This window comes from Rhizobium sp. BK212 (genome assembly GCF_014197475.1).
In the GTDB taxonomy this organism is placed as follows: domain Bacteria; phylum Pseudomonadota; class Alphaproteobacteria; order Rhizobiales; family Rhizobiaceae; genus Rhizobium; species Rhizobium anhuiense.
Window position 1 is genome coordinate 711,505 of sequence record NZ_JACIFS010000002.1, and the last position, 19,110, is coordinate 730,614.

At 62.2% G+C, this 19,110-nt stretch carries 17 protein-coding genes and 1 pseudogene; 7 read left to right on the plus strand and 11 right to left on the minus strand.

What is annotated here, in order from left to right; all coding sequences use genetic code 11:
- Positions 1–38: 38 nt before the first annotated feature.
- Positions 39–623: an NnrU family protein gene (locus FHT79_RS08505; protein WP_183903246.1), complete on the minus strand. Its 585-nt coding sequence runs from the start codon at positions 621–623 to the stop codon at positions 39–41.
- A gap of 121 nt (positions 624–744) precedes the next feature.
- On the opposite strand from FHT79_RS08505, the gene FHT79_RS08510 reads away from it, so the two are divergent.
- On the plus strand, positions 745–1,734 hold the full coding sequence (locus FHT79_RS08510) for a polysaccharide deacetylase (protein WP_183903247.1): 990 nt from the start codon (positions 745–747) through the stop codon (positions 1,732–1,734).
- Between the two features lie 226 nt (positions 1,735–1,960).
- On the opposite strand, the gene sbmA is transcribed toward FHT79_RS08510, so the two are convergent.
- Positions 1,961–3,226, minus strand: a complete 1,266-nt coding sequence (gene sbmA, locus FHT79_RS08515; protein WP_047611359.1) for a peptide antibiotic transporter SbmA — start codon at positions 3,224–3,226, stop codon at positions 1,961–1,963.
- A 126-nt stretch (positions 3,227–3,352) separates the two neighbouring features.
- On the minus strand, positions 3,353–4,537 hold the full coding sequence (locus tag FHT79_RS08520; protein WP_183903248.1) for a YbfB/YjiJ family MFS transporter: 1,185 nt from the start codon (positions 4,535–4,537) through the stop codon (positions 3,353–3,355).
- Between the two features lie 166 nt (positions 4,538–4,703).
- Between FHT79_RS08520 and FHT79_RS08525 the strand changes: the two genes are divergently transcribed.
- On the plus strand, positions 4,704–5,279 hold the full coding sequence (locus tag FHT79_RS08525) for a PadR family transcriptional regulator (RefSeq protein ID WP_047611365.1): 576 nt from the start codon (positions 4,704–4,706) through the stop codon (positions 5,277–5,279).
- 231 nt (positions 5,280–5,510) lie between these two features.
- On the opposite strand, the gene map is transcribed toward FHT79_RS08525, so the two are convergent.
- The 6 genes and pseudogenes from map to glpK form a co-directional block, all read right to left on the minus strand.
- Positions 5,511–6,269 carry a type I methionyl aminopeptidase gene (gene map, locus FHT79_RS08530; protein WP_047611367.1) on the minus strand — a complete coding sequence of 253 codons (759 nt, stop codon included), beginning with the start codon at positions 6,267–6,269 and terminating at the stop codon, positions 5,511–5,513.
- A 39-nt stretch (positions 6,270–6,308) separates the two neighbouring features.
- Positions 6,309–7,370: an LLM class flavin-dependent oxidoreductase gene (locus FHT79_RS08535; RefSeq protein WP_183903249.1), complete on the minus strand. Its 1,062-nt coding sequence runs from the start codon at positions 7,368–7,370 to the stop codon at positions 6,309–6,311.
- Between the two features lie 239 nt (positions 7,371–7,609).
- Positions 7,610–8,078, minus strand: a pseudogene (locus FHT79_RS08540) (SRPBCC family protein).
- A 100-nt stretch (positions 8,079–8,178) separates the two neighbouring features.
- On the minus strand, positions 8,179–9,438 hold the full coding sequence (locus FHT79_RS08545; protein ID WP_047611372.1) for an RNA polymerase sigma factor: 1,260 nt from the start codon (positions 9,436–9,438) through the stop codon (positions 8,179–8,181).
- A complete protein-coding gene (locus FHT79_RS08550; RefSeq protein WP_011653034.1) occupies positions 9,435–9,809 on the minus strand; it encodes a YciI family protein in 375 nt (124 codons plus the stop codon). The genes FHT79_RS08545 and FHT79_RS08550 overlap by 4 nt, the downstream gene beginning before the upstream one ends.
- A 160-nt stretch (positions 9,810–9,969) precedes the next feature.
- On the minus strand, positions 9,970–11,463 hold the full coding sequence (gene glpK / locus FHT79_RS08555) for a glycerol kinase GlpK (protein ID WP_063474492.1): 1,494 nt from the start codon (positions 11,461–11,463) through the stop codon (positions 9,970–9,972).
- Positions 11,464–11,622: 159 nt separating this feature from the next.
- Between glpK and FHT79_RS08560 the strand changes: the two genes are divergently transcribed.
- The 4 genes from FHT79_RS08560 (at position 11,623) to xdhC (ending at position 17,239) form a co-directional block, all read left to right on the plus strand.
- The gene (locus tag FHT79_RS08560) at positions 11,623–12,399 is read left to right on the plus strand and encodes a 3-hydroxybutyrate dehydrogenase (RefSeq protein ID WP_183903250.1); all 777 of its coding nucleotides are present in this window, start codon (positions 11,623–11,625) and stop codon (positions 12,397–12,399) included.
- Between the two features lie 28 nt (positions 12,400–12,427).
- Positions 12,428–13,894, plus strand: coding sequence for a xanthine dehydrogenase small subunit (gene xdhA / locus FHT79_RS08565; RefSeq protein WP_183903251.1), 1,467 nt, complete (start codon positions 12,428–12,430; stop codon positions 13,892–13,894).
- A 79-nt stretch (positions 13,895–13,973) separates the two neighbouring features.
- Positions 13,974–16,313 (plus strand): xanthine dehydrogenase molybdopterin binding subunit, encoded by a 2,340-nt coding sequence (gene xdhB, locus FHT79_RS08570; RefSeq protein WP_183903252.1) that lies wholly within the window; start codon positions 13,974–13,976, stop codon positions 16,311–16,313.
- A gap of 107 nt (positions 16,314–16,420) precedes the next feature.
- Positions 16,421–17,239: a xanthine dehydrogenase accessory protein XdhC gene (gene xdhC, locus FHT79_RS08575; RefSeq protein WP_183903253.1), complete on the plus strand. Its 819-nt coding sequence runs from the start codon at positions 16,421–16,423 to the stop codon at positions 17,237–17,239.
- Here xdhC and FHT79_RS08580 read toward each other — a convergent pair.
- Positions 17,212–17,403, minus strand: coding sequence for a hypothetical protein (locus tag FHT79_RS08580; RefSeq protein WP_047611388.1), 192 nt, complete (start codon positions 17,401–17,403; stop codon positions 17,212–17,214). The two genes, xdhC and FHT79_RS08580, sit on opposite strands and share 28 nt — an antisense overlap.
- Before the next feature lie 101 nt (positions 17,404–17,504).
- Between FHT79_RS08580 and FHT79_RS08585 the strand changes: the two genes are divergently transcribed.
- Positions 17,505–18,401, plus strand: coding sequence for a LysR substrate-binding domain-containing protein (locus tag FHT79_RS08585; protein WP_183903254.1), 897 nt, complete (start codon positions 17,505–17,507; stop codon positions 18,399–18,401).
- 87 nt (positions 18,402–18,488) lie between these two features.
- On the opposite strand, the gene FHT79_RS08590 is transcribed toward FHT79_RS08585, so the two are convergent.
- Positions 18,489–18,821 (minus strand): hypothetical protein, encoded by a 333-nt coding sequence (locus FHT79_RS08590; RefSeq protein ID WP_018243137.1) that lies wholly within the window; start codon positions 18,819–18,821, stop codon positions 18,489–18,491.
- Positions 18,822–19,110 lie beyond the last annotated feature (289 nt).

Sequence of the window (19,110 nt, forward strand, 5' to 3'; positions counted from 1 at the left end):
TCCAAAAATCACAATCGATTTTTGGAGTTATGCGCAGGTCACATGACGAGCGGCGAAACCCCGATCAACCATTCATGCAGCTTCCAGATGATCAGCGCCCAGACGACGATGCCGATGACGATGGCGTAGAGGTCGTATTTGGCCGAGACGAACGGCCGGAGCGTGATCTCGCCCGCCCGCTGCCGCCGTTTCAGCGAGATGCGGAGGATAACACCCCAGGCGAGAAAGGCGGCAAACAGCAGAACCGACGAGGTCTCGCCATTGGCGAGCAGGTGCGCCAGCGCCCAGATCTTCACCGACAGCACCATCGGATGTTTGGTCTTGGTCGCGATGTGCCCCGCCGGCAACAGCGAGGCGACGAGACAGATCATCGCGATCAGCATCAGCGTGATTGCTATATGCGCCGTCCAGATCGGCGGATTGTAGAGCATGCCGGTAACCTGTCGTGCCTGCCCGAAGCCGTAGATCAAGAGGATCAGCGTGGCCAGACTCGCGATCGAATAGGCCGCCCGCCAGCCCGTCTCGCCGAGGCTTGCGATCATCGAACGCCGGAAACCGGGAGCCACCACCCGCACCAGATGCACTCCGAGGAAAAGTATGATGCCGACGATAAGCAATGTCATTGCGGGTCCCTTCCGTGCGGTTTGTCATGGCTTAGCTGCTGACGCGAAAAAATGCCAGTAAGACCGCAGCTTCGCCGCAATTCTATCGGAGGGAAACCGCGAACAAATTGTCGCGGTGTCCATGTCTCGTCTCGCCCTCTCCGCCTGTCTGTCTGCCTCCTTCCTCCTGCCTGTCATGGTGCAAGCGGCCGACCGGCCGAAACAGCTCGTCATCATTTCCTTCGACGGCGCCCACGACAATGCGCTCTGGTTGAAGAGCCGCGAGATGGCCGCAAAGAACGGCGCCCACTTCACCTATTTCCTCTCCTGCACCTTCCTGATGAACGATGCGGCGAAGAAGGCCTATCAGGCACCGCACCAGAAACGCGGAAAATCCAATGTCGGCTTCGCCCAGAGCGACGACGAGATCCGCGAACGCCTTGGCAATATCTGGCACGCCCATCTTGAAGGCCACGACATATCGAGCCATGCCTGCGGCCACTTCGACGGCCGCCAGTGGAGCGAGGCCGACTGGTCGGCCGAATACGCGACCTTTCATGCGACGCTGAAGAATGCCTGGAAGAGCGTCGGCCTCGAGGAGCCGGCCGGCTGGCAGGACCTGGTCGACCACGGCGTCAAGGGCTTTCGCGCCCCCTATCTCTCGGCGACAGCGGGCGCTGACATGATCGCCGCCGAAAAGAAGGCGGGCTTCACCTATGATGCGAGCCTCGTCACCAAAGGCCCGGCCATGCCCGTCGAGGAAGACGGCATCATCCGCTTCGGCCTGCCGCTGATCCCCGAAGGTCCGAATGAAAAGCCGATCATCGGCATGGACTACAATCTCTTCGTCCGCCATTCCAAGGGCGAGGAAGACACGGCCGATTCCGCCGAATTCGAGGCTCGCGCCTATGCCGCCTTCAAGGAGGCATTCGACAAGCAGTATGCCGGCGCCCGCATCCCGCTCCAGCTCGGCTTCCACTTCGTCGAAATGAACGGCGGCGCCTATTGGCGCGCCCTCGACCGATTGGTCAGCGACGTCTGCCACCGGGCTGACGTCGCCTGCGTCAGCTATTCGGAAGCGATCCCGATGATCGAGGCGCGCGGGAAACTGGAGCGCGCGTCGGCGCTCTGACGACGGCCATAGGGACTGCCGAGACGACAAGGTATCCGCGGGTTCCATTGAATGAAATGCCGTGCGGCCCCCTCATCCGCCTGCCGGCACCTTCTCCCCGCTGGGGCGAAGGGGATGTGTCGCGAGGTCTCGATCCCTCTTCTCCCCAGCGGGGAGAAGGTGCCCGTAGGGCGGATGAGGGGGCCGCAAACGCCAACCTTTCGATCGCTGCGAAATCCCCCGTCCATCAACCGTCAGCATGCACGACGCCCGCGTCACGCTCCAGGTAGCGCTGGTCGATATCCGGCAGCGGCTCGTCGTCGATTGCCGCTTCGAAGGCCTTGAGGCGCTTGTGGATGGAGAGCAGCTCGATGATCGTCGTCCAGGAGTTGACGAGATACTGGAACGAGTTGCTGACCTGTCCGAAGGCGGTCGAGATCTGCTGGAAGATCCCGTAGGTGATGGCGCCCGCCACGATCGTCGGCACCAGCATGAAGACCACGAAGAGCGCGTCGGCCTGGATATAGAAATAGCGGGCGACATTGAAATACATGTAATGAAAATACATGCGGTAATAGTTCCGGCGAACGTTGCCGAAGAGCTCACTGACTGTCAGCGGCTGAGCCCGTTCCGCATGGTCCTCGCCATAGACCAGTTCCTTGCGATAGGCTGCTTCGACGCGCTGGTTGCGGAAGTTCAGGCCCGGCAGCTTGACACCGGCGACCGCCAGCAGAACCGTGCCGAACGCCGACCAGAAGAGCGCCAGCCAGAAGAGTGAATTCGCCACCGGCCCGACGAATGGCAGTTCCGTCACATAGTGCGATAGCGCCAGAAGGATCGGCAGGAATACCACAAGCGTCATCACCGAGTTGATGAGGCTGATACCAAGACCTTCGAGCGTGCTCGAAAAGCGCATCGTGTCTTCCTGAACGCGCTGTGAGGCACCTTCGATGTGACGCAGCTTTTCCCACTTCGACATATAGAAATTGTTCATCGCCGTTCGCCAGCGGAAGATATAGTGGCTGGTGAAGAAGTCGGTCATGATCGACACGAACATGCTGAGAAATGCGATCTGACAAAAGATCCACATCAGGCTGTAGAAATTGTCGACGGAAATGCCCGGCTGCTTCGACAATGCGTTCTGCAGAAGATCGCCGAACGGCCGGCGCCAGTTGTTGATCACCACGGTAATCTGAACGCCGAAATAGGTCACGAAGATGATTAGTGCCGAACCCCAGATCGACCACAGTTTCCAGGGGTGGCGCAGCGCCTTTAAATGCCATGCGCCGCAGAAGATCACTGCTGAAAGGAGGAAATAGCTGTAAAACCAGACGTTTTCTGGGAGCAGGAAAAACGAGAGATCAATCGGCTGCTGCTCTTCGGGAACGGGTGCGAAGCCCAGCGATGCACCGAGACCGGAGGCGAAAAGGTACCAGCCGGCAATGGAAATCAGAGTCCAAACGACGAGCGAAGTAAAGAACGCCTTTGGCTGCGGAAAAAACGAATGAAACACGGGAGGGCTTTGCTTTCCTGAACTGTGAGTCTCGGGAGTGTCGTGGAACACTGATTGTGCCGGAAACTAAGGCAGTTCCAAGGAAGCAGCAATGGGTTCGGCCCATTGTTACAGAGATGTAACCGGTTAAGCGATTTTCCTGATCACCGGCATGACAAGCGCTGCGCAGGTGACGAGCGCGATGGCGGCAATCACCGTCGGGACGGTGAAACTGCCGCTGCGCTCGGCAATCCAGCCGGCAACAACAGGCCCGACAATCTGGCCGACGCCGAAGGCGGCCGTCATCATCGCCAGGATCCGCCGCGGGCTCTGTGGCGAAAGCTTGCGGCCGATCTGCAGCCCGTAAGCCGTGATCGCCAGGAAGGTCGCCCCAAACAGCGCCCCGCCAATCAGCGGTGCCACGGCAGGCGGCAGCGCCACGGTCGCGGCCACGCCCGCGGCCTCGACCAGAAGGGCCGCGACATAGACGCCGCCAAGCCCCAGCGGTCTGACCAGTGGCTTCCAGGCAAACAGCGCCACCGCCGCCGTCAGGCCGGCGATGAACCAGCAGAGGAATTCGACGAAGGGCCCGGTTGCAGAAAGGCGCGCGATGGTGACGAGGAAGGTCGCGGTGATGACGTAGCCGAAACCGAACAGGCCGTAGGAGAGCGTCAGCAGCACCATCGGCCGGTTCCAGACCAGCGCCGGTTCCCTGCCCGCCTGCGCCGATTGCGCCGGCGCCGCCGGCAGCAGCAGGAAAACGACGACGAGGCTTGCCGCGCAATAGAGCGCCCCGCCGATCCAGTCGGCCCGCCAGCCGCCCGACCCATCGTGAAAGCCGAGGCCGATCAGAAACACCATGACTGAGGACAGCGCGATACCCACTCCCGGCCCACCAAAATGCGCCGCCTGCACGTGGTCATTGCCGGCAGCAGCTCCGTGACTGAGCACGATCGACGAGGTGAAGACCAGCGCAAAAGCGCTGGCGAGGCCGGCCAGGAAGCGGATGACAGAGAAGATCGCGACGGAATCGGTGGCAGCCATGGCGGCAAGCAGGATCGCCGTTGCCAGCAGCGACAGCAGCGCAACCAGCCGCTCCCGACCCGCCGCCCAGCCATAGGCGGCAAGCACGGCGCCGACGAGATAACCGACGAAATTCGCCGACGCAATGAAGCCGGCATCCGCGGCCGAAAGCGGCACGCCGCTGATCATGCCCGGCAGGATGGGCGTATAGGAGAAGCGCCCGAAGCCCATGGCGGCGGCCATCGCAACGGCGCCGGCAGCGGCAGTGGAGACAAGGTTCGGCCGGGAGTGACGGGTGCGCTCGAGCATGCAGCGCTTATCGCGCCGCAACATCCGCACCACAATCAAGTAATTCTGATCGATCGATCAATTTCCCCGAACATCAAGAATTCTCGGCCGCACTTGAAAGCAGTTATCGTAAGATATATGTTTTACGACATAGCTAACGATACATCCAACGATGAAAGGAAGGGCAATGAGAGGTTTTAAAGGCGGCATGTTCGGCGGAGATTTCCGCATGGGCCGCAAATTCGCGGCGGGCGATCTGCAGCTCGTCATCCTGGCACTGCTCGCTGAGCAGCCGCGCCACGGCTACGAATTGATAAAGATATTGGAAGAACGTTCGGGCGGCTTCTATGTGCCGAGCCCAGGCGTCATCTATCCCGCACTCACCTATCTCGAGGAAACTGGCCTTGCCGAGGTGGAGGCTGAGGGCGCCAAGAAGCTCTACCGCATCACCGAGGCCGGCCGCAGCCGCGTCGAGGAAAACCGCGCCATGATCCTGCATACCTTCGCCAAGCTGGAACGCATCGGCGAGAAGATGGCCCATGTGAAGCGCGTCTTCGAAACCGATCGCCACGGCGCCGACGAGGGCGATGACGGCGATTTCATGCAGGATGGCGGCGATATTCGCGCCGCCCGCATGCTGCTGCGCTCAGCCCTGCGCATGCGCTATCCCTGGTCGAAACCCGAAGCCGCCCGCATCGCCGGCATATTGGAACGTGCCGCCACCGAAATTCTGCAGGGCGGCAGGCCGGAAACGCGGGGGTGAAGACGGGGTTGGCGCCGACGTGCGTCGGGTTCGAGGACGCCGCGCCGCGCCCCCAAGAGAGCCTCTCATCCTGGTGCGCCCCGCAGGGGCCTCGAAGGGCGAGGCGGGTGTACTGACGCCGGATGAATGCAAGAAGCGACAAGCAAGTATGATCCTTCGAGGCTCCGCCCTACAGGCTGCGCACCTCAGCAACGGCAACCTACAAGGATGAGGAACGTTGGCGAGCTGCCCCTACCCCCGCGCATCCGGCAAGGTCAAAACCACCGGGCCGTTGCGAGTCGCCACCACCGTGTGCTCATATTGCACGGTCGGCGCCTTGGGATCGGCATAGAGTGTCCAGGCATCGTCGCCGCCCTCGGCCCATGTCGCGCCGAGCGAAAGGAACGGCTCGACGGTGAAGACGAGGCCTTCCGTCATCATCCGCTTTTCCGAAGGGTCCGGCCAGGTCGAGAGCTCGGCCGGCTCCTCGTGCAGCGATCGCCCGACCCCGTGGCTCGCCAGATTGGCGACCAGCGTATAGCGGTTCTTCTGCGCAAAGGCGCCGACTGCGGTGCCGATCTTGGCCAGCGGTTCGCCCGATTTCACCTGGTTGAGCCCGACCCAAAGCGCCCGCTTGCCGTCGCGGCAAAGCCGTTCGATCTTCGGCTTGACCGGCGGCATCGCGAAGGAGGCGCCGGTATCGGCGAAGAAACCGTCCTTCTCCGCCGAAACGTCGATATTGATGAGATCGCCGGCCCGGATGACGCGCGGGCCGGGAATGCCGTGGGCGATTTCCTCATTGATGCTGATGCAGGTCGCACCCGGAAACTGGTAGCAGAACTCCGGCGCCGAGCGCGCACCTGAATCCTCGAGCACCTTGCGGCCGATCCCGTCGAGCTCCAGCGTCGTCATGCCGGGCTCCATCGCTGCCGCCATCACCTGGATGGCGTTGGCGCAGATGCGGCCGATCTCCTTGAGCTTCGTCAGTTCGTCGTCGTTTGCGATAACCATTCGTCTGTCCCGGCCGTGCGCAGGGCGGCCGCGGCCACCTCAAGCTGAGGCTTTCGCCCCTTCACCCTTTTCAGTCAATGCCTTTCTGACGATCGGCGCGACTTTCGTCCCGTACAGTTCGATACCGCGCATGATCTGATCATGCGGCATCAGGCCGATCGCCATCTGCAGCAGGAAGCGATCGTTCCTGAAAAGCGCGTGATGGGCGATGATCTTTTCGGCGACCACCTCGGGATCGCCGACGAAGAGCGCGCCGTTCGGCCCGCGCGACATATCGAAATGCGCCCGGTTCGTCGGCCCCCAGCCGCGCTCGCGGCCGATGCGGTTCATCACTTCGGCCTGCGGCCCGTAAAACTGGTCGGCGGCGGCCTCCGTCGTATCGGCGATAAAGCCATGGACATTGATGCTGGTCTTCAGCTTCGCCTGGTCCTGCCCCGCCCGGCGCGCAGCCTCGCGGTAGAGATCGAAGAGCGGCGCGAAACGGCGTGGCTCACCACCGATGATCGCCAGCGCCACCGGCAGCCCGAGCGCGCCGGCGCGCGCCACCGACTGCGGCGTGCCGCCGACGGCGACCCAAAGCGGCAGCGCATCCTGCAGCGGTCTGGGATAAACGCCGCGCCCGTTGATCGGCGCGCGAAGCTCGCCTTTCCACTCCACAACCTCGCTGTCGCGCAGCGCCAGCAGCAGATCGAGCTTCTCCTCGAAAAGCTGGTCGTAGTCTTCGAGATTATAGCCGAACAGCGGGAAGGACTCGATGAAGGAGCCACGCCCGGCCATGATCTCGGCCCGGCCGTTTGAGAGCAGGTCGAGCGTCGAAAACTGCTGGAACACTCGCACCGGATCGTCGGAGGAGAGCACGGTGACCGCACTGGTCAGCCGGATGTTCTTGGTTTTGACCGCGGCCGCGGCCAATACGACAGCAGGAGCGGATGCCGCATAGTCCGGCCGATGATGCTCGCCGAGCCCAAAGACATCGAGTCCCACCTGATCGGCGAGCTCGATTTCCTCGATCAGGTTCTTCAGCCGCTCCGCCCCTTCGACACCTCTGCTGCCGGCAGGGCTCGGATTGACGTCGGCAAATGTGTAAAGCCCCAGTTCCATCATCGGCATCCTGTTGAATTCCCGGCTGAGATAAGGATGGCTGGGATGGAGCGCAAATACAAATTGTGGAACGGAATGTTCGAGAATTTCGATGGCGGCATGATGTGTTTGGTGATCAGGCAGAGCGATCGATTAATTCGAATCTGAATTCAACCACTTCGAAGCGCCGGCGGATTCATCTTTCGAACCGCCTTAGATCGTACTTGAAGCGGCTGGACGGCGCACCGTCCAGCCGCCGCTCACATCTTCGCCAGCAGCTCCGCCAGCTGATCGGCAGCCTTGCCCCACCCTTCGTGGAAGCCCATCTTCTCATGCGCTTCCTTGTCCTCGGCGCGCCAGTGCAGCGCCTTGGCCGTATATCTGGTGCGACCGTTGCCGATATCCTCGAGCAGGATGACACCTGTGAAGAAAGGTTTCTCGGATGGTACCCAGCCGCTGGCATAGGCATCGGTGAAGACGATCTTCTCATTCTCGATAACCTCGAGATAGACCGCCGCGGTTCGGGTATTGATTGCCCTCGGGATCATGCATGACGACGACACTGGAACCGCCGGGGCGGACGTCGAGCGTTGCTTCCGCCACACCCCAGGGACGCGGCACGAACCACTGCTTCAACAGATCGGGATCGGTCCATGCCCTGTAGATCTTCTCGCGTGGCGCGTCGAATTCGCGAACGAGGACGAGTTCATGTTGCGTGCTGGCGGTCATTGCGACATCTCTCCATTTGAATGAAACCTGTCTCCTGTCAGGTTGTTACAAGGACGTATCGACGTTCGCCGTTCCGACAGCGTACCGGCCTTTTCGCATTTTATTTTGCGATCGGCTGCGTGGCCTCTTCCTGCATCTTGTCGATCTGCCTGCGGATATGGGCGGCCTCGGCAGCCGAGTGGGCCAGGGCAATGGCGCGGTCGAAGGCTTCGCGCGCCTGGCTGGTCAGGCCAAGCTGCTTCAGCAGCCCGCCCCGTAAGCCGTGGTAGTAAAAATAGCCGCCGAGTTTTTCGCCAAGCGGATCGATGAGATCGAGCGCATCCTGTGCACCTTGGAGCTTGGAGACGACGACGGCCCGGTTGAGCGTTATTACAGGCGACGGCTGAAGGCGCTCCAGCGCGCGATAGAGCAGGTCGATCTCTACCCAGTCGGTATCCCCAGCGCGTTTTGCCCGGGAGTGAACGGCGGCGATGGCTGCCTGCAACTGATAGGGGCCGGGCCGACGATGGCGCAGCGCCTTGTCAAGCAGCGCTAAGGCCTCGTTGATGAAGGGCTGGTTCCAGAGCGACCGGTCCTGATCCTCGAGCAACACGATCTCGTCCTCGGCGCTGAAGCGCGCCGGCCGGCGCGAGATCTGCAGGAGCATGAGCGCAAGCAGCCCCATCAGCTCCGGTTCCGACGGGAAGATATGCAGCATCAACCGAGCCAGCCGGATCGCCTCGTCGCTGAAGGCAGCCGCCTCATGCCGGGGATCGGCCTGGCTGTAGCCCTCGTTGAAGATCAGATAGATCATCGTGCTGACGATCGAGAGCCGTTCGGCCCTTTCCTCAGGGCTCGGCGTTTCGAAAGGCACCCCTGCCTTGGCGACGCGCGCCTTGGCCCGGGTGATGCGCTGCTCCATGGCGCTTTCGGACACCAGGAAGGCACGCGCGATCTGCGGCACCGAAAGGCCGGAGACGATGCGCAGCGCCAGGGCGATCTGTTGGGTCGCCGGCAGGTCCGGGTGGCAGCAGATGAAGAGAAGCCGCAGAATATCGTCGCGATAATGGGAATCATCGAGCCGCTCGACAATATCGCTTTCGGCATCCTCGGTATCGGAGATGACGTCCTCATCCGGCAGAGCCTGGGTCTTCGCCCGCTTGCGCACAGCATCGATGCCGCTGTTTCGACCGACGAAGATCAGCCAGGCTGTGGGGTCACGTGGCGGCCCTTTCTCCGGCCATGTCCGGATCGCCCTCAGGCACGCCTCCTGAAACGCCTCTTCCGCGATATCGAGATTGCGGAAATAGCGCAGCAGCGCGCCGAGCGCCTTCGGGCGGGCCGATGCAAGCGCGAGGTCGATCCAGGCAATGTCTGTCATGATGAAGCATCTCCGGGCCTGAAGACGTAGAAAGGCCGAATTTCGTAAGAGGTGGAACCTGGATTGACGGATGAAAGCTGCTTCGAGAAGGCGATCGCCTCGTCGAGCGTTTCGAAGTCGACCACATAGAAGCCGAGAAGCGCCTCCTTCGTTTCCGCAAAGGGCCCGTCGATGACCAAGGGTTCGTCCTTGCCCTTGCGCACGGTGGTCGCAGCGGTCGTCGGCATCAACCGGCCGACGGGGCCGAGTTTGCCGGATGCGGCAAGCGGCTCCTGCACGGCATAGAGTTTCTCCATGACGGCAGCTTCCTCCTCCTTGCTCCAGGCAAAGACGGTTTCCTCATGGGCGTAACAAAGGATTGCATAAAGCATCGCTCACTCCTCTTTCCGAATGACGAAGGAGTACCGCCTTGACCGACAGCGCGCATCAAAAAATTATGGGCGGAGATTCGTGATCTCCGGAGCACGGGCGGCGCCGTAGCTGAAGAATAGCGGTGCATCTCCTGGGACGAACGGAACTACATCCCGCTGATCACCCCTCGCTCAAGGTCCGCTTGACCGCGTTCTTCCAGCCCTTGAGCTTTGCCGCCCGCAGCTTCTCATCCATATCGGGCTCGAACCGCCGATCCCGCTTCCACCTCGCCGAAAAACCGTCCTTGTCCGGCCACACCCCTGCCCGGCTGCCGGCGAGCCAGGCGGCCCCCAGCGCCGTCGTCTCGAGAATGACCGGGCGGTCGACCGGGGCATCGAGCAGGTCGGCAAGGCGCTGCATCGTCCAGGTTGAAGCGACCATGCCGCCGTCGACGCGCAGCACCGTGTCTTCCGTGCCGTTCTTCCAGTCCTTTTGCATGGCGTCGAGCAGGTCACGGGTCTGGTAGCAGACGGCTTCCAGTGCCGCCCGGGAGAGCTCCGCCGGACCGCTGTTGCGCGTCAGCCCGAAAATTGCACCGCGCGCCTTGGCATCCCAGTGCGGCGCGCCGAGGCCGGTGAAGGCGGGCACGAGATAGACTTCCTGTGTCGGATCGGCCTTTTCGGCCAGCGCGTTGGTTTCGGCGGCGCTGTCGATGATGCCGAGCCCGTCCCGCAGCCATTGCACGGCGGCACCCGCGATAAAGATCGAACCCTCCAGCGCATAGGTCGTCTCCCCGTTCAGGCGATAGGCGATGGTGGTCAGCAGCCGGTTTCTGGAACGCACCATATCGGCGCCGGTGTTGAGCAGCGCGAAACAGCCGGTACCGTAGGTCGATTTCATCATGCCCGGCGCAAAACACGCCTGGCCGATGGTCGCCGCCTGCTGGTCACCGGCAACACCGAGAATCGGGATCGCTGCACCGAAGATGTCGGGATTGACCGTGCCGAAATCGGCGGCGCAATCCTTGACCTCCGGCAGCATGGCGGCCGGCACCCTCAGAATATCGAGCAGATCCTCGTCCCACGCATTTTCGGCAATATTGTACATCAATGTGCGCGAGGCATTGGTGGCATCGGTGACGAAGCTCTTGCCACCCGTCAGGCGCCAGATCAGGAAAGTGTCGATCGTGCCGAAGCAGAGATCGCCCCTGGCGGCGCGTGCCCGCGCGCCTTTTACGTTAGCCAGCATCCAGGAAAGCTTCGTGCCGGAAAAATAGGGATCGAGGATCAGGCCGGTCTTCTTGGTGAACAGCCGCTCCAGATCCTGCCTTTTCAGATTGTCGCAATAGCTTGCCGTGCGCCGGTCCTGCCAGACGATGGCATTCTGGATCGGTCGCCCTGTTTCGCGCTCCCAGACGACGACGGTCTCGCGCTGGTTGGTGATGCCGAGTGCTGCGAGATCCTTGGCCTCGATCCCGGCGTCGCGCAACGCCATGTGGACGGTGGAGACGACCGAATCCCAGATTTCCTCGGGATCATGCTCGACCCAGCCGGAACGCGGATAGATCTGGGTGAATTCCTTCTGGCCCTTGCCGGCGATACGCATATCGCCGTCAAAGACGATCGCCCGCGTCGATGTCGTTCCCTGATCGATCGCCAGAACATATCCGCTCATGAAAACCCTCCCTCAACATGTCAATTGTCGAGGCAAATCAATAGGACACGGATGCGGGCGAGAAAAGCGAATAAAGCGGAATTGCCAGCCCGACGGCTTTGGGCATAACCTCGCAAATAACGCTGCAACGCAGCATCGCGATTTCAGGGAGTGAAAAGCATGAGCAGAACAGTCGTCGTCACCGGCTCCACCAGCGGCATCGGCCTTGCGATCGCCACGGCCTTCGCCGAAATGGGCGACAACGTCGTCATCAACGGCTTCGGAAAGGCCGATGAAATCAAGGCGATCGTCGAGCGGCTTGAATCATTGTCCAAAGGCCGGGCGATCTATCATCCGGCCGACATGACGAAGCCCGCCGAGATCGCCGACCTGATCGAAACGGCTGACAAGACCTTCGACACCGTCGACGTCCTGGTCAACAATGCCGGCATCCAGCATGTCGAGAAGATCGAGGATTTCCCGATCGAAAAATGGGATCAGATCATCGCGATCAATCTGTCGAGCTCCTTTCATACCATGCGCGCCGCGATCCCGCTGATGAAGGCCAGGAAGTACGGCCGCATCATCAACATCGCCTCGGCCCACGGGCTCGTCGCCTCCCCCTTCAAATCCGCCTATGTCGCGGCAAAACATGGTATATTAGGCCTGACGAAGACGGCAGCGCTTGAACTTGCCGAATTCGGCGTGACCGTAAACGCCATCTGCCCCGGCTATGTGCTGACACCGCTCGTCGAGAAGCAGATCCCGGATACCGCCAAAGCCCGCGGCATGACCGAGGAGCAGGTGAAGAGCGAAGTCATCCTCAAGGCGCAGCCGACGCGTGAATTCGTCAAGGCCGAGGAAATCGGTGCACTGTCGCTCTACCTCGCCAGCGACGCGGCCCGCCAGGTGACCGGAACGCATATCTCGATTGACGGTGGCTGGACGGCGGCTTAACCATTTGGAAAAAATAACCGGGAATATCATGAACGACAGCATCCGCTTCATCCTGAATGGCGAGGACATCACGCTCACCGATGTCAAGCCGACCGAGACGCTTCTCGATTTTCTGCGGTTGAAGCGACGGCTGACAGGCACCAAGGAAGGATGTGCGGAAGGCGATTGCGGCGCCTGCACCGTGCTCGTCGGGCGGCTTGCCGACGGTAAGCTCGCCTATGAATCCGTCAATGCCTGCATCCGTTTCATCGGTTCACTGCACGCCACCCATGTGGTGACGGTCGAGCATCTCGCCGGTAGGGACGGCGCGCTGCATCCGGTGCAACAGGCATTGGTCGATTGTCACGGCTCGCAATGCGGCTTCTGCACCCCGGGCTTCGTCATGTCGCTCTATGGCCTGTGGCTGACCAGGGAAAACCCCAGCCGCTACGAGATCGAAAAGGCGCTGCAAGGCAACCTCTGTCGTTGCACCGGCTATGAGCCGATCGTCAAGGCTGCCGAGCAGGTGAGCCTGATGCGGCCAAGCACCCTCTTCGATCCGCTGGAACGGACGCGATCCGAAATCGTCGCCCGGCTCTGGGCGATGCAGGCGAGCGGCACGATCCGGATTGCCAATGGCGACGACCGGCTGATCGTGCCGGCTTCGGTCCAGGCGCTCGCCGAAGTCCTCTCGCAGGAGCCTGATGCGATTATCGTCGCCGGCGCGACGGATGTCGGCCTCTGGGTGACGAAGCAGATGCGCAGGCTGAGCCCGGTGGTTTTCATCAGCCACCTCAGCGAATTGCAGTCGGTTGGGGAAGGCGAGGACGGCATCACCATCGGCGCCGGCGTCAGTTACACCAAGGCTTTCGAGGCGATCTCCAAGAAAATCCCGGCGCTCGGGCGGCTGATCGACCGCATCGGCGGCGAGCAGGTGCGCAATATGGGCACGATCGGCGGCAATATCGCAAACGGCTCGCCGATCGGCGATAGCCCACCGCCGCTGATCGCGCTCGGCGCGACGCTGACGCTGCGGTCCCTGCAAGGCCAGCGCAGAATGCCGCTCGAGGATTTCTTCATCGCCTATGGCAAGCAGGACCGGAAACCCGGCGAATTCGTCGAAAGCGTTTTCGTGCCCTATCCGGCAGCAAACAGCCGCTTTGCCGCCTACAAGATCACCAAGCGTCGCGACGAGGACATCACCGCCGTGCTCGGCGCCTTCCTGTTGACGCTCAACGATGCCGAGATGATCACCGACATCCGCATCGCCTACGGTGGCATGGCGGCAACGCCGAAACGCGCCCGCACGCTGGAGGCCGAACTGATCGGCAAACCATGGACGGAAGCGACGATCGAGGCGGCTCGCCCCGCCTTCGACGCCGATTACCAGCCGCTGACCGACTGGCGCGCCTCGGCGGAATACCGCCAGCTGACGGCAAAGAACCTGCTGACGCGATTCTATCTCGAGACCGTCGGTGCGCCGGCCGAGTTGAAGCGGTTCGAGGAGATGGCGTGATGGAAAGATTGACCGTCGGCGCTGAGCCGCGAGCGCCCGGAGCATCGGCTGCGGGCAATCTCTCGACAGGGAGGCGCTAATGGACAAGTCCACCTTCGACGACCGCAAGGTTATCATATCAGGCCCGATGCACGGCGCGCTGCGGCATGATTCCGCGCATAAGCACGTCACCGGAACCGCCGATTATATCGACGACATTCCGGAACCCGCAGGCCTGCTGCACGGCGCCCTCGGCCTCTCCGACCGGGCGCATGCCGAAATCGCCGGCATCGACCTTTCCGCCGTCGCCGCCTATCCCGGCGTCGTATGGGTCTTCACCGGCAAGGACGTGCCCGGCGTCAACGACGTCAGCTCGAACGGCAGCCATGACGAACCGCTGCTGGCCGAAACTTTAGTTCAGTTCCACGGCCAGCCGATCTTTGCCGTCATCGCCGAAACGCGCGACGCTGCCCGCCGCGCCGCGCGGCTGGCAAAGATCGACTATCGCGACCTGCAGCACTGGAGCGATATCGATGGTGCGCTCGCCAATGGCAGCCCGCTGGTCATCACCCCGATGACGCTCAGGCGCGGCGAGCCGGAAACGGAAATGACCAATGCCGCCATGCGTCTGAAGGGTCAGATGCGCATCGGCGGACAGGAGCATTTCTACCTCGAAGGCCATATCGCCGTAGCGATCCCCGGCGAGGACGACGAGGTCACCGTCTGGTCCTCGACGCAGCATCCGAGTGAAATCCAGCACATCGTCGGCCATGTGCTTGATGTCCCGTCCAACGCTGTGACCGTTAATGTGCGCCGCATGGGAGGCGGCTTCGGCGGCAAGGAGACGCAGGGCAATCAGTTCGCAGCACTCGCCGCCATCGCCGCCAAGAAGCTCGGCCGCGCGGTCAAGTTCCGCCCGGACCGCGACGAGGACATGAGCGCCACCGGCAAGCGCCACGATTTCCTTGTCGATTACGAACTCGGCTTCGACGCCGAAGGTCGCATCCACGCCGTCGACGCGACCTATGCGGCCCGCTGCGGCTTCTCCTCCGACCTCTCCGGACCGGTGACCGACCGCGCCCTCTTCCATGCCGATTCCAGCTACTTCTATCCCCATGTGCATCTGGTCTCGAAACCGCTGAAAACGCACACCGTTTCCAACACCGCCTTCCGCGGTTTCGGCGGGCCGCAGGGCATGCTCGGCGCCGAGCGCTTCATCGAGGAGATCGCCTATGCCCTCGGCAAGGATCCGCTCGACGTCCGCAAGCAGAATTTTTACGGCCAGCCGGGCTCCGGGCGCACGCTCACCCCTTACCATCAGGAGGTCGAGGACAATATCATCGCCCGCGTCGTCGAGGAGCTGGAAGAGACCGCCGGATACCAGGCGCGGCGCAACGCCATCATCGCCTTCAACCGCGACAGCCGCTATATCAGAAAGGGTATCGCGCTGACGCCGGTCAAATTCGGCATCTCCTTCACCATGACCGCCTTCAACCAGGCCGGCGCCCTCGTCCATATCTATCAGGACGGCTCGATCCATCTGAATCATGGTGGCACCGAAATGGGCCAGGGCCTCTACACCAAGGTGGCGCAGGTACTGGCCGACAGCTTCCAGGTCGATATCGACAGGGTGAAGATCACCGCGACGACGACGGGCAAGGTGCCGAACACTTCGGCGACGGCGGCCTCCTCCGGCTCGGATTTGAACGGCATGGCAGCCTTCGACGCCGCCCGCCAGATCAAGGAACGGCTGGTGGCGTTTGCTGCCGAAAAATGGGATGTGGCGCCTTCCGACATCGTCTTCCTCCCGAACCGGGTGCGCGCCGGCGAGATCGAGATTCCCTTTCCCGATTTCATCAAGCAGGCCTATTTCGCCCGCGTCCAGCTTTCCGCCGCCGGCTTCTACAAGACGCCGAAGATCCACTGGGACCGCAAGGCCGGCCGTGGCACGCCCTTCTATTATTTCGCCTACGGCGCCTCCTGCACCGAGGTCTCGATCGACACGCTGACGGGCGAATATCTGATCGACCGCACCGACATCCTCCATGATGTCGGCCGCTCGCTGAACCCGGCGATCGACATGGGCCAGGTCGAAGGCGCCTTCGTGCAGGGCCTGGGCTGGCTGACGACGGAAGAACTCTGGTGGGACGACAAGGGCCGGCTGCGCACCCATGCCCCCTCGACCTACAAGATTCCGCTCGCCTCCGACCGTCCAAAGATCTTCAACGTGCGCCTCGCCGAATGGTCGGAGAATACCGAAGCCACCATCGGCCGCTCCAAGGCGGTCGGCGAACCACCCTTCATGCTGGCGATCTCGGTGCTGGAGGCACTGTCGATGGCGGTGGCGAGTGTGGCCAACTACAAGGTCTGCCCGAGGCTGGATGCGCCGGCGACGCCCGAGCGGGTACTGATGGCAGTCGAGCGGATGAAGCGGGTGTAGGAGATGCGAATGCGTCCCGCTTGTTTATTGGCCTCGGCGGCTGATCGGGGCGGGCAGAGAGACTGGAACCGCCGTGAGACACCCACGAACCTGTCGGTCATTCACCCATGACCGCCATCCGCCGCTTCCTCGCCGCCCACCCGGACAGCATCCTCATCGACATCACCGGCACACAAGGTTCGACCCCGCGTGAGGTGGGCGCTTTCATGCTGGTCTCGCAAACCGCCTTATGGGGCACGATCGGCGGCGGCCAGTTCGAGTTCATGGCGATCGGCAATGCGCGAGACATGCTGGCGGGAACCGGCGGGATGGCGGAGATGGATATCCCGCTCGGGCCCGACATCGGCCAGTGCTGCGGCGGGCGCACGCAATTGCGGTTTCGCCGGGTGACACAGGCGGTTGCCGAAGAAATCGAAGTCAGGCTTGCCGGCGAGACCGAGCGTCTGCCGGAGGTCTATCTCTTCGGCGCCGGTCATGTCGGTCGGGCGCTGGCCGCGGCCTTGGTGCCGTTGCCGCTGTCAATCACGGTCGTCGAGACGCGGCAGGAAGAAATGACCAGCCTGCCTCCCGAAACGAAGACGCGGCTCGTGCCGATGCCGGAAGCGCTGGTGAAGGATGTTGCGGCCGGCGGCGCGCTGGTCATCCTGACGCACGACCATGCGCTGGATTTCCTCATCGCCCGCGAGGCGCTGGAACGGACCGACCTCGCCTATATCGGCATGATCGGCTCGGCGACGAAGCGCGCCACGTTCGTAAGCTGGCTTTCCCGCGAGGGCGGCGGAGAACGTGGCTGGACAGAACGCCTGACGCTGCCGATCGGCGGCTCGGCGGTCAGGGACAAGCGCCCTGAGGTGATCGCCGCCATGACCGCCGCCGAAATCCTGACGGCGCTTGCGGTCTACCGCATGCGTTCGTCCTCGCAGTAGGGATCGCGCCCGTCGAGGAAACCGAGATCGCGCTTTACGCGATCCGGCGCCGTGTCGAGATCGAGGCTGGGCATGCGCCAGATCCGCGCCAGCTGGCCGCCGATGCGCCGGAAAATTCCGATGGTCGGCTGCGGCGGGCTTTGTTCGATAGCATAGCAATCCATGACATCACCTCAATGGTTTGATGGTATGAGTTGCAGTTTGCAGCTAAAAATGCTGCAATTCCAATCGAACGACCGTCTGCATGCATCAAGAGAGCTTATCCATGAAACTTTCCAAACAATTTCCACTGAATGCGCTGCGCGTCTTCGAGACCGCTGCCCGGCTCGGAAGTTTCACCAAGGCAGGCGACGAACTCGGTATGACGCAGACGGCCGTCAGCTACCAGATCAAGCTGTTGGAGGAGAATGTCGGCGAGCCGCTCTTCCTGCGCCGTCCCCGCCAGATCGCGCTGACGGAGACCGGCGAGCGACTGGCGCCGAAGGTAACCGAAGCCTTTGCCATGCTGCACGACGCGATGGCGACGGCCCGTGACAGCGTCGAAGGCACGCTCGCCATCAGCTCGACGCATACCTTCGCCTCGAAATGGCTGGCGCCGCGCCTCGGCTCTTTCCACTTGAAGCATCCGGCGATCGCGGTGCGCTTTCAGGCAAGCTCTGACATCATCGATTTCACCCGCGAGCAGATCGATGTCGGCATCCGCTGGGGCGACGGCAACTGGCCGGGGCTGACGCTGCACCGGCTGATGGGGCTGGAGTTCACGCCGATGCTGAGCCCGAAGCTGGCGGAATCCGCCGGCGGCATCAAGGAGCCGCGCGATCTCCTGAAGCTCGATCTCTTCGACGCCGGCGATATCTGGTGGAAACAATGGTTCGAGGCAGCCGGCGTCACGGAGACGGATCTCGATCGGCGCCCGCGCAACCAGCTTGGCTCCCAGGCCGTGGAAGCCGATGCGGCCATCGCCGGCCATGGCGTCGCCATCCTCCATCCGGCCTTCTATGAGGCCGAGATCGCGCTCGGCCGGCTCTACCAGCCCTTCGAACTGACCCGCAGCGACGGCAAGGCCTACTGGCTCGCCTACCCCGAAAACCGTCGCAACGTGCCGAAGATCAAGGCCTTCCGCAACTGGATCCTCGAGGAGATGAAGGCAGCCGGAAATTGATGCACGCCGCCTGAATTGTGCGGTGATTTTCTGACGACGCCATGTCGGACCCGGTTCGCGAGCCGGGTCCGGTCCCGTGGTCCGCCTTTAATATCCCATTTCCGGCGCATAGAAACAGCGCGGCGTATCCTCGTTCGGGAACAGACAGAGATGATAGTCGTTATCGCCGGATTGCATCGCCTTCGTCATCGGCAGCAGGAAGACATGAGCATGCGTGACCAACCGGTGGTCGCCAGGCATCAACGTCACACGATATCCGCCCGGCGTCACCGCCACGCTTTTCGAAGGGATCATCTGGCAATCGCCATTATGACTGTCGCCGTTGCAACAATAGGGGTCATAACTCCACCCCGAAGGTGCGTCGTGGGCCGTCGCCAACGACGCATACGCAATCATCACACACGTCAGAATGCTGCGCATGGGCATCTTCTCCGTCGATGAATGCGCCGCCGATGATCCAACGGTTCTTATTTTATTCCGGCGGCCTGCAAAAATAATTGTAATCGAGTCGTCGTAGTTCAAGGCCTGCTATTTTAGCAAGCGCAGTATAAGTCAGGGATAATGCACAGTCTTCTCGGCAGCTTTTAGGCACGCGACAGCAGATCGGCGGCTTCGGCATAACCGCGGCAAATCATCAGTGGGGTGCGAAGATCTCGACGAGGGCGGTGATCATTCCCTTGCTCCTTTGGCCACGCCGGTCGTCGCGCGT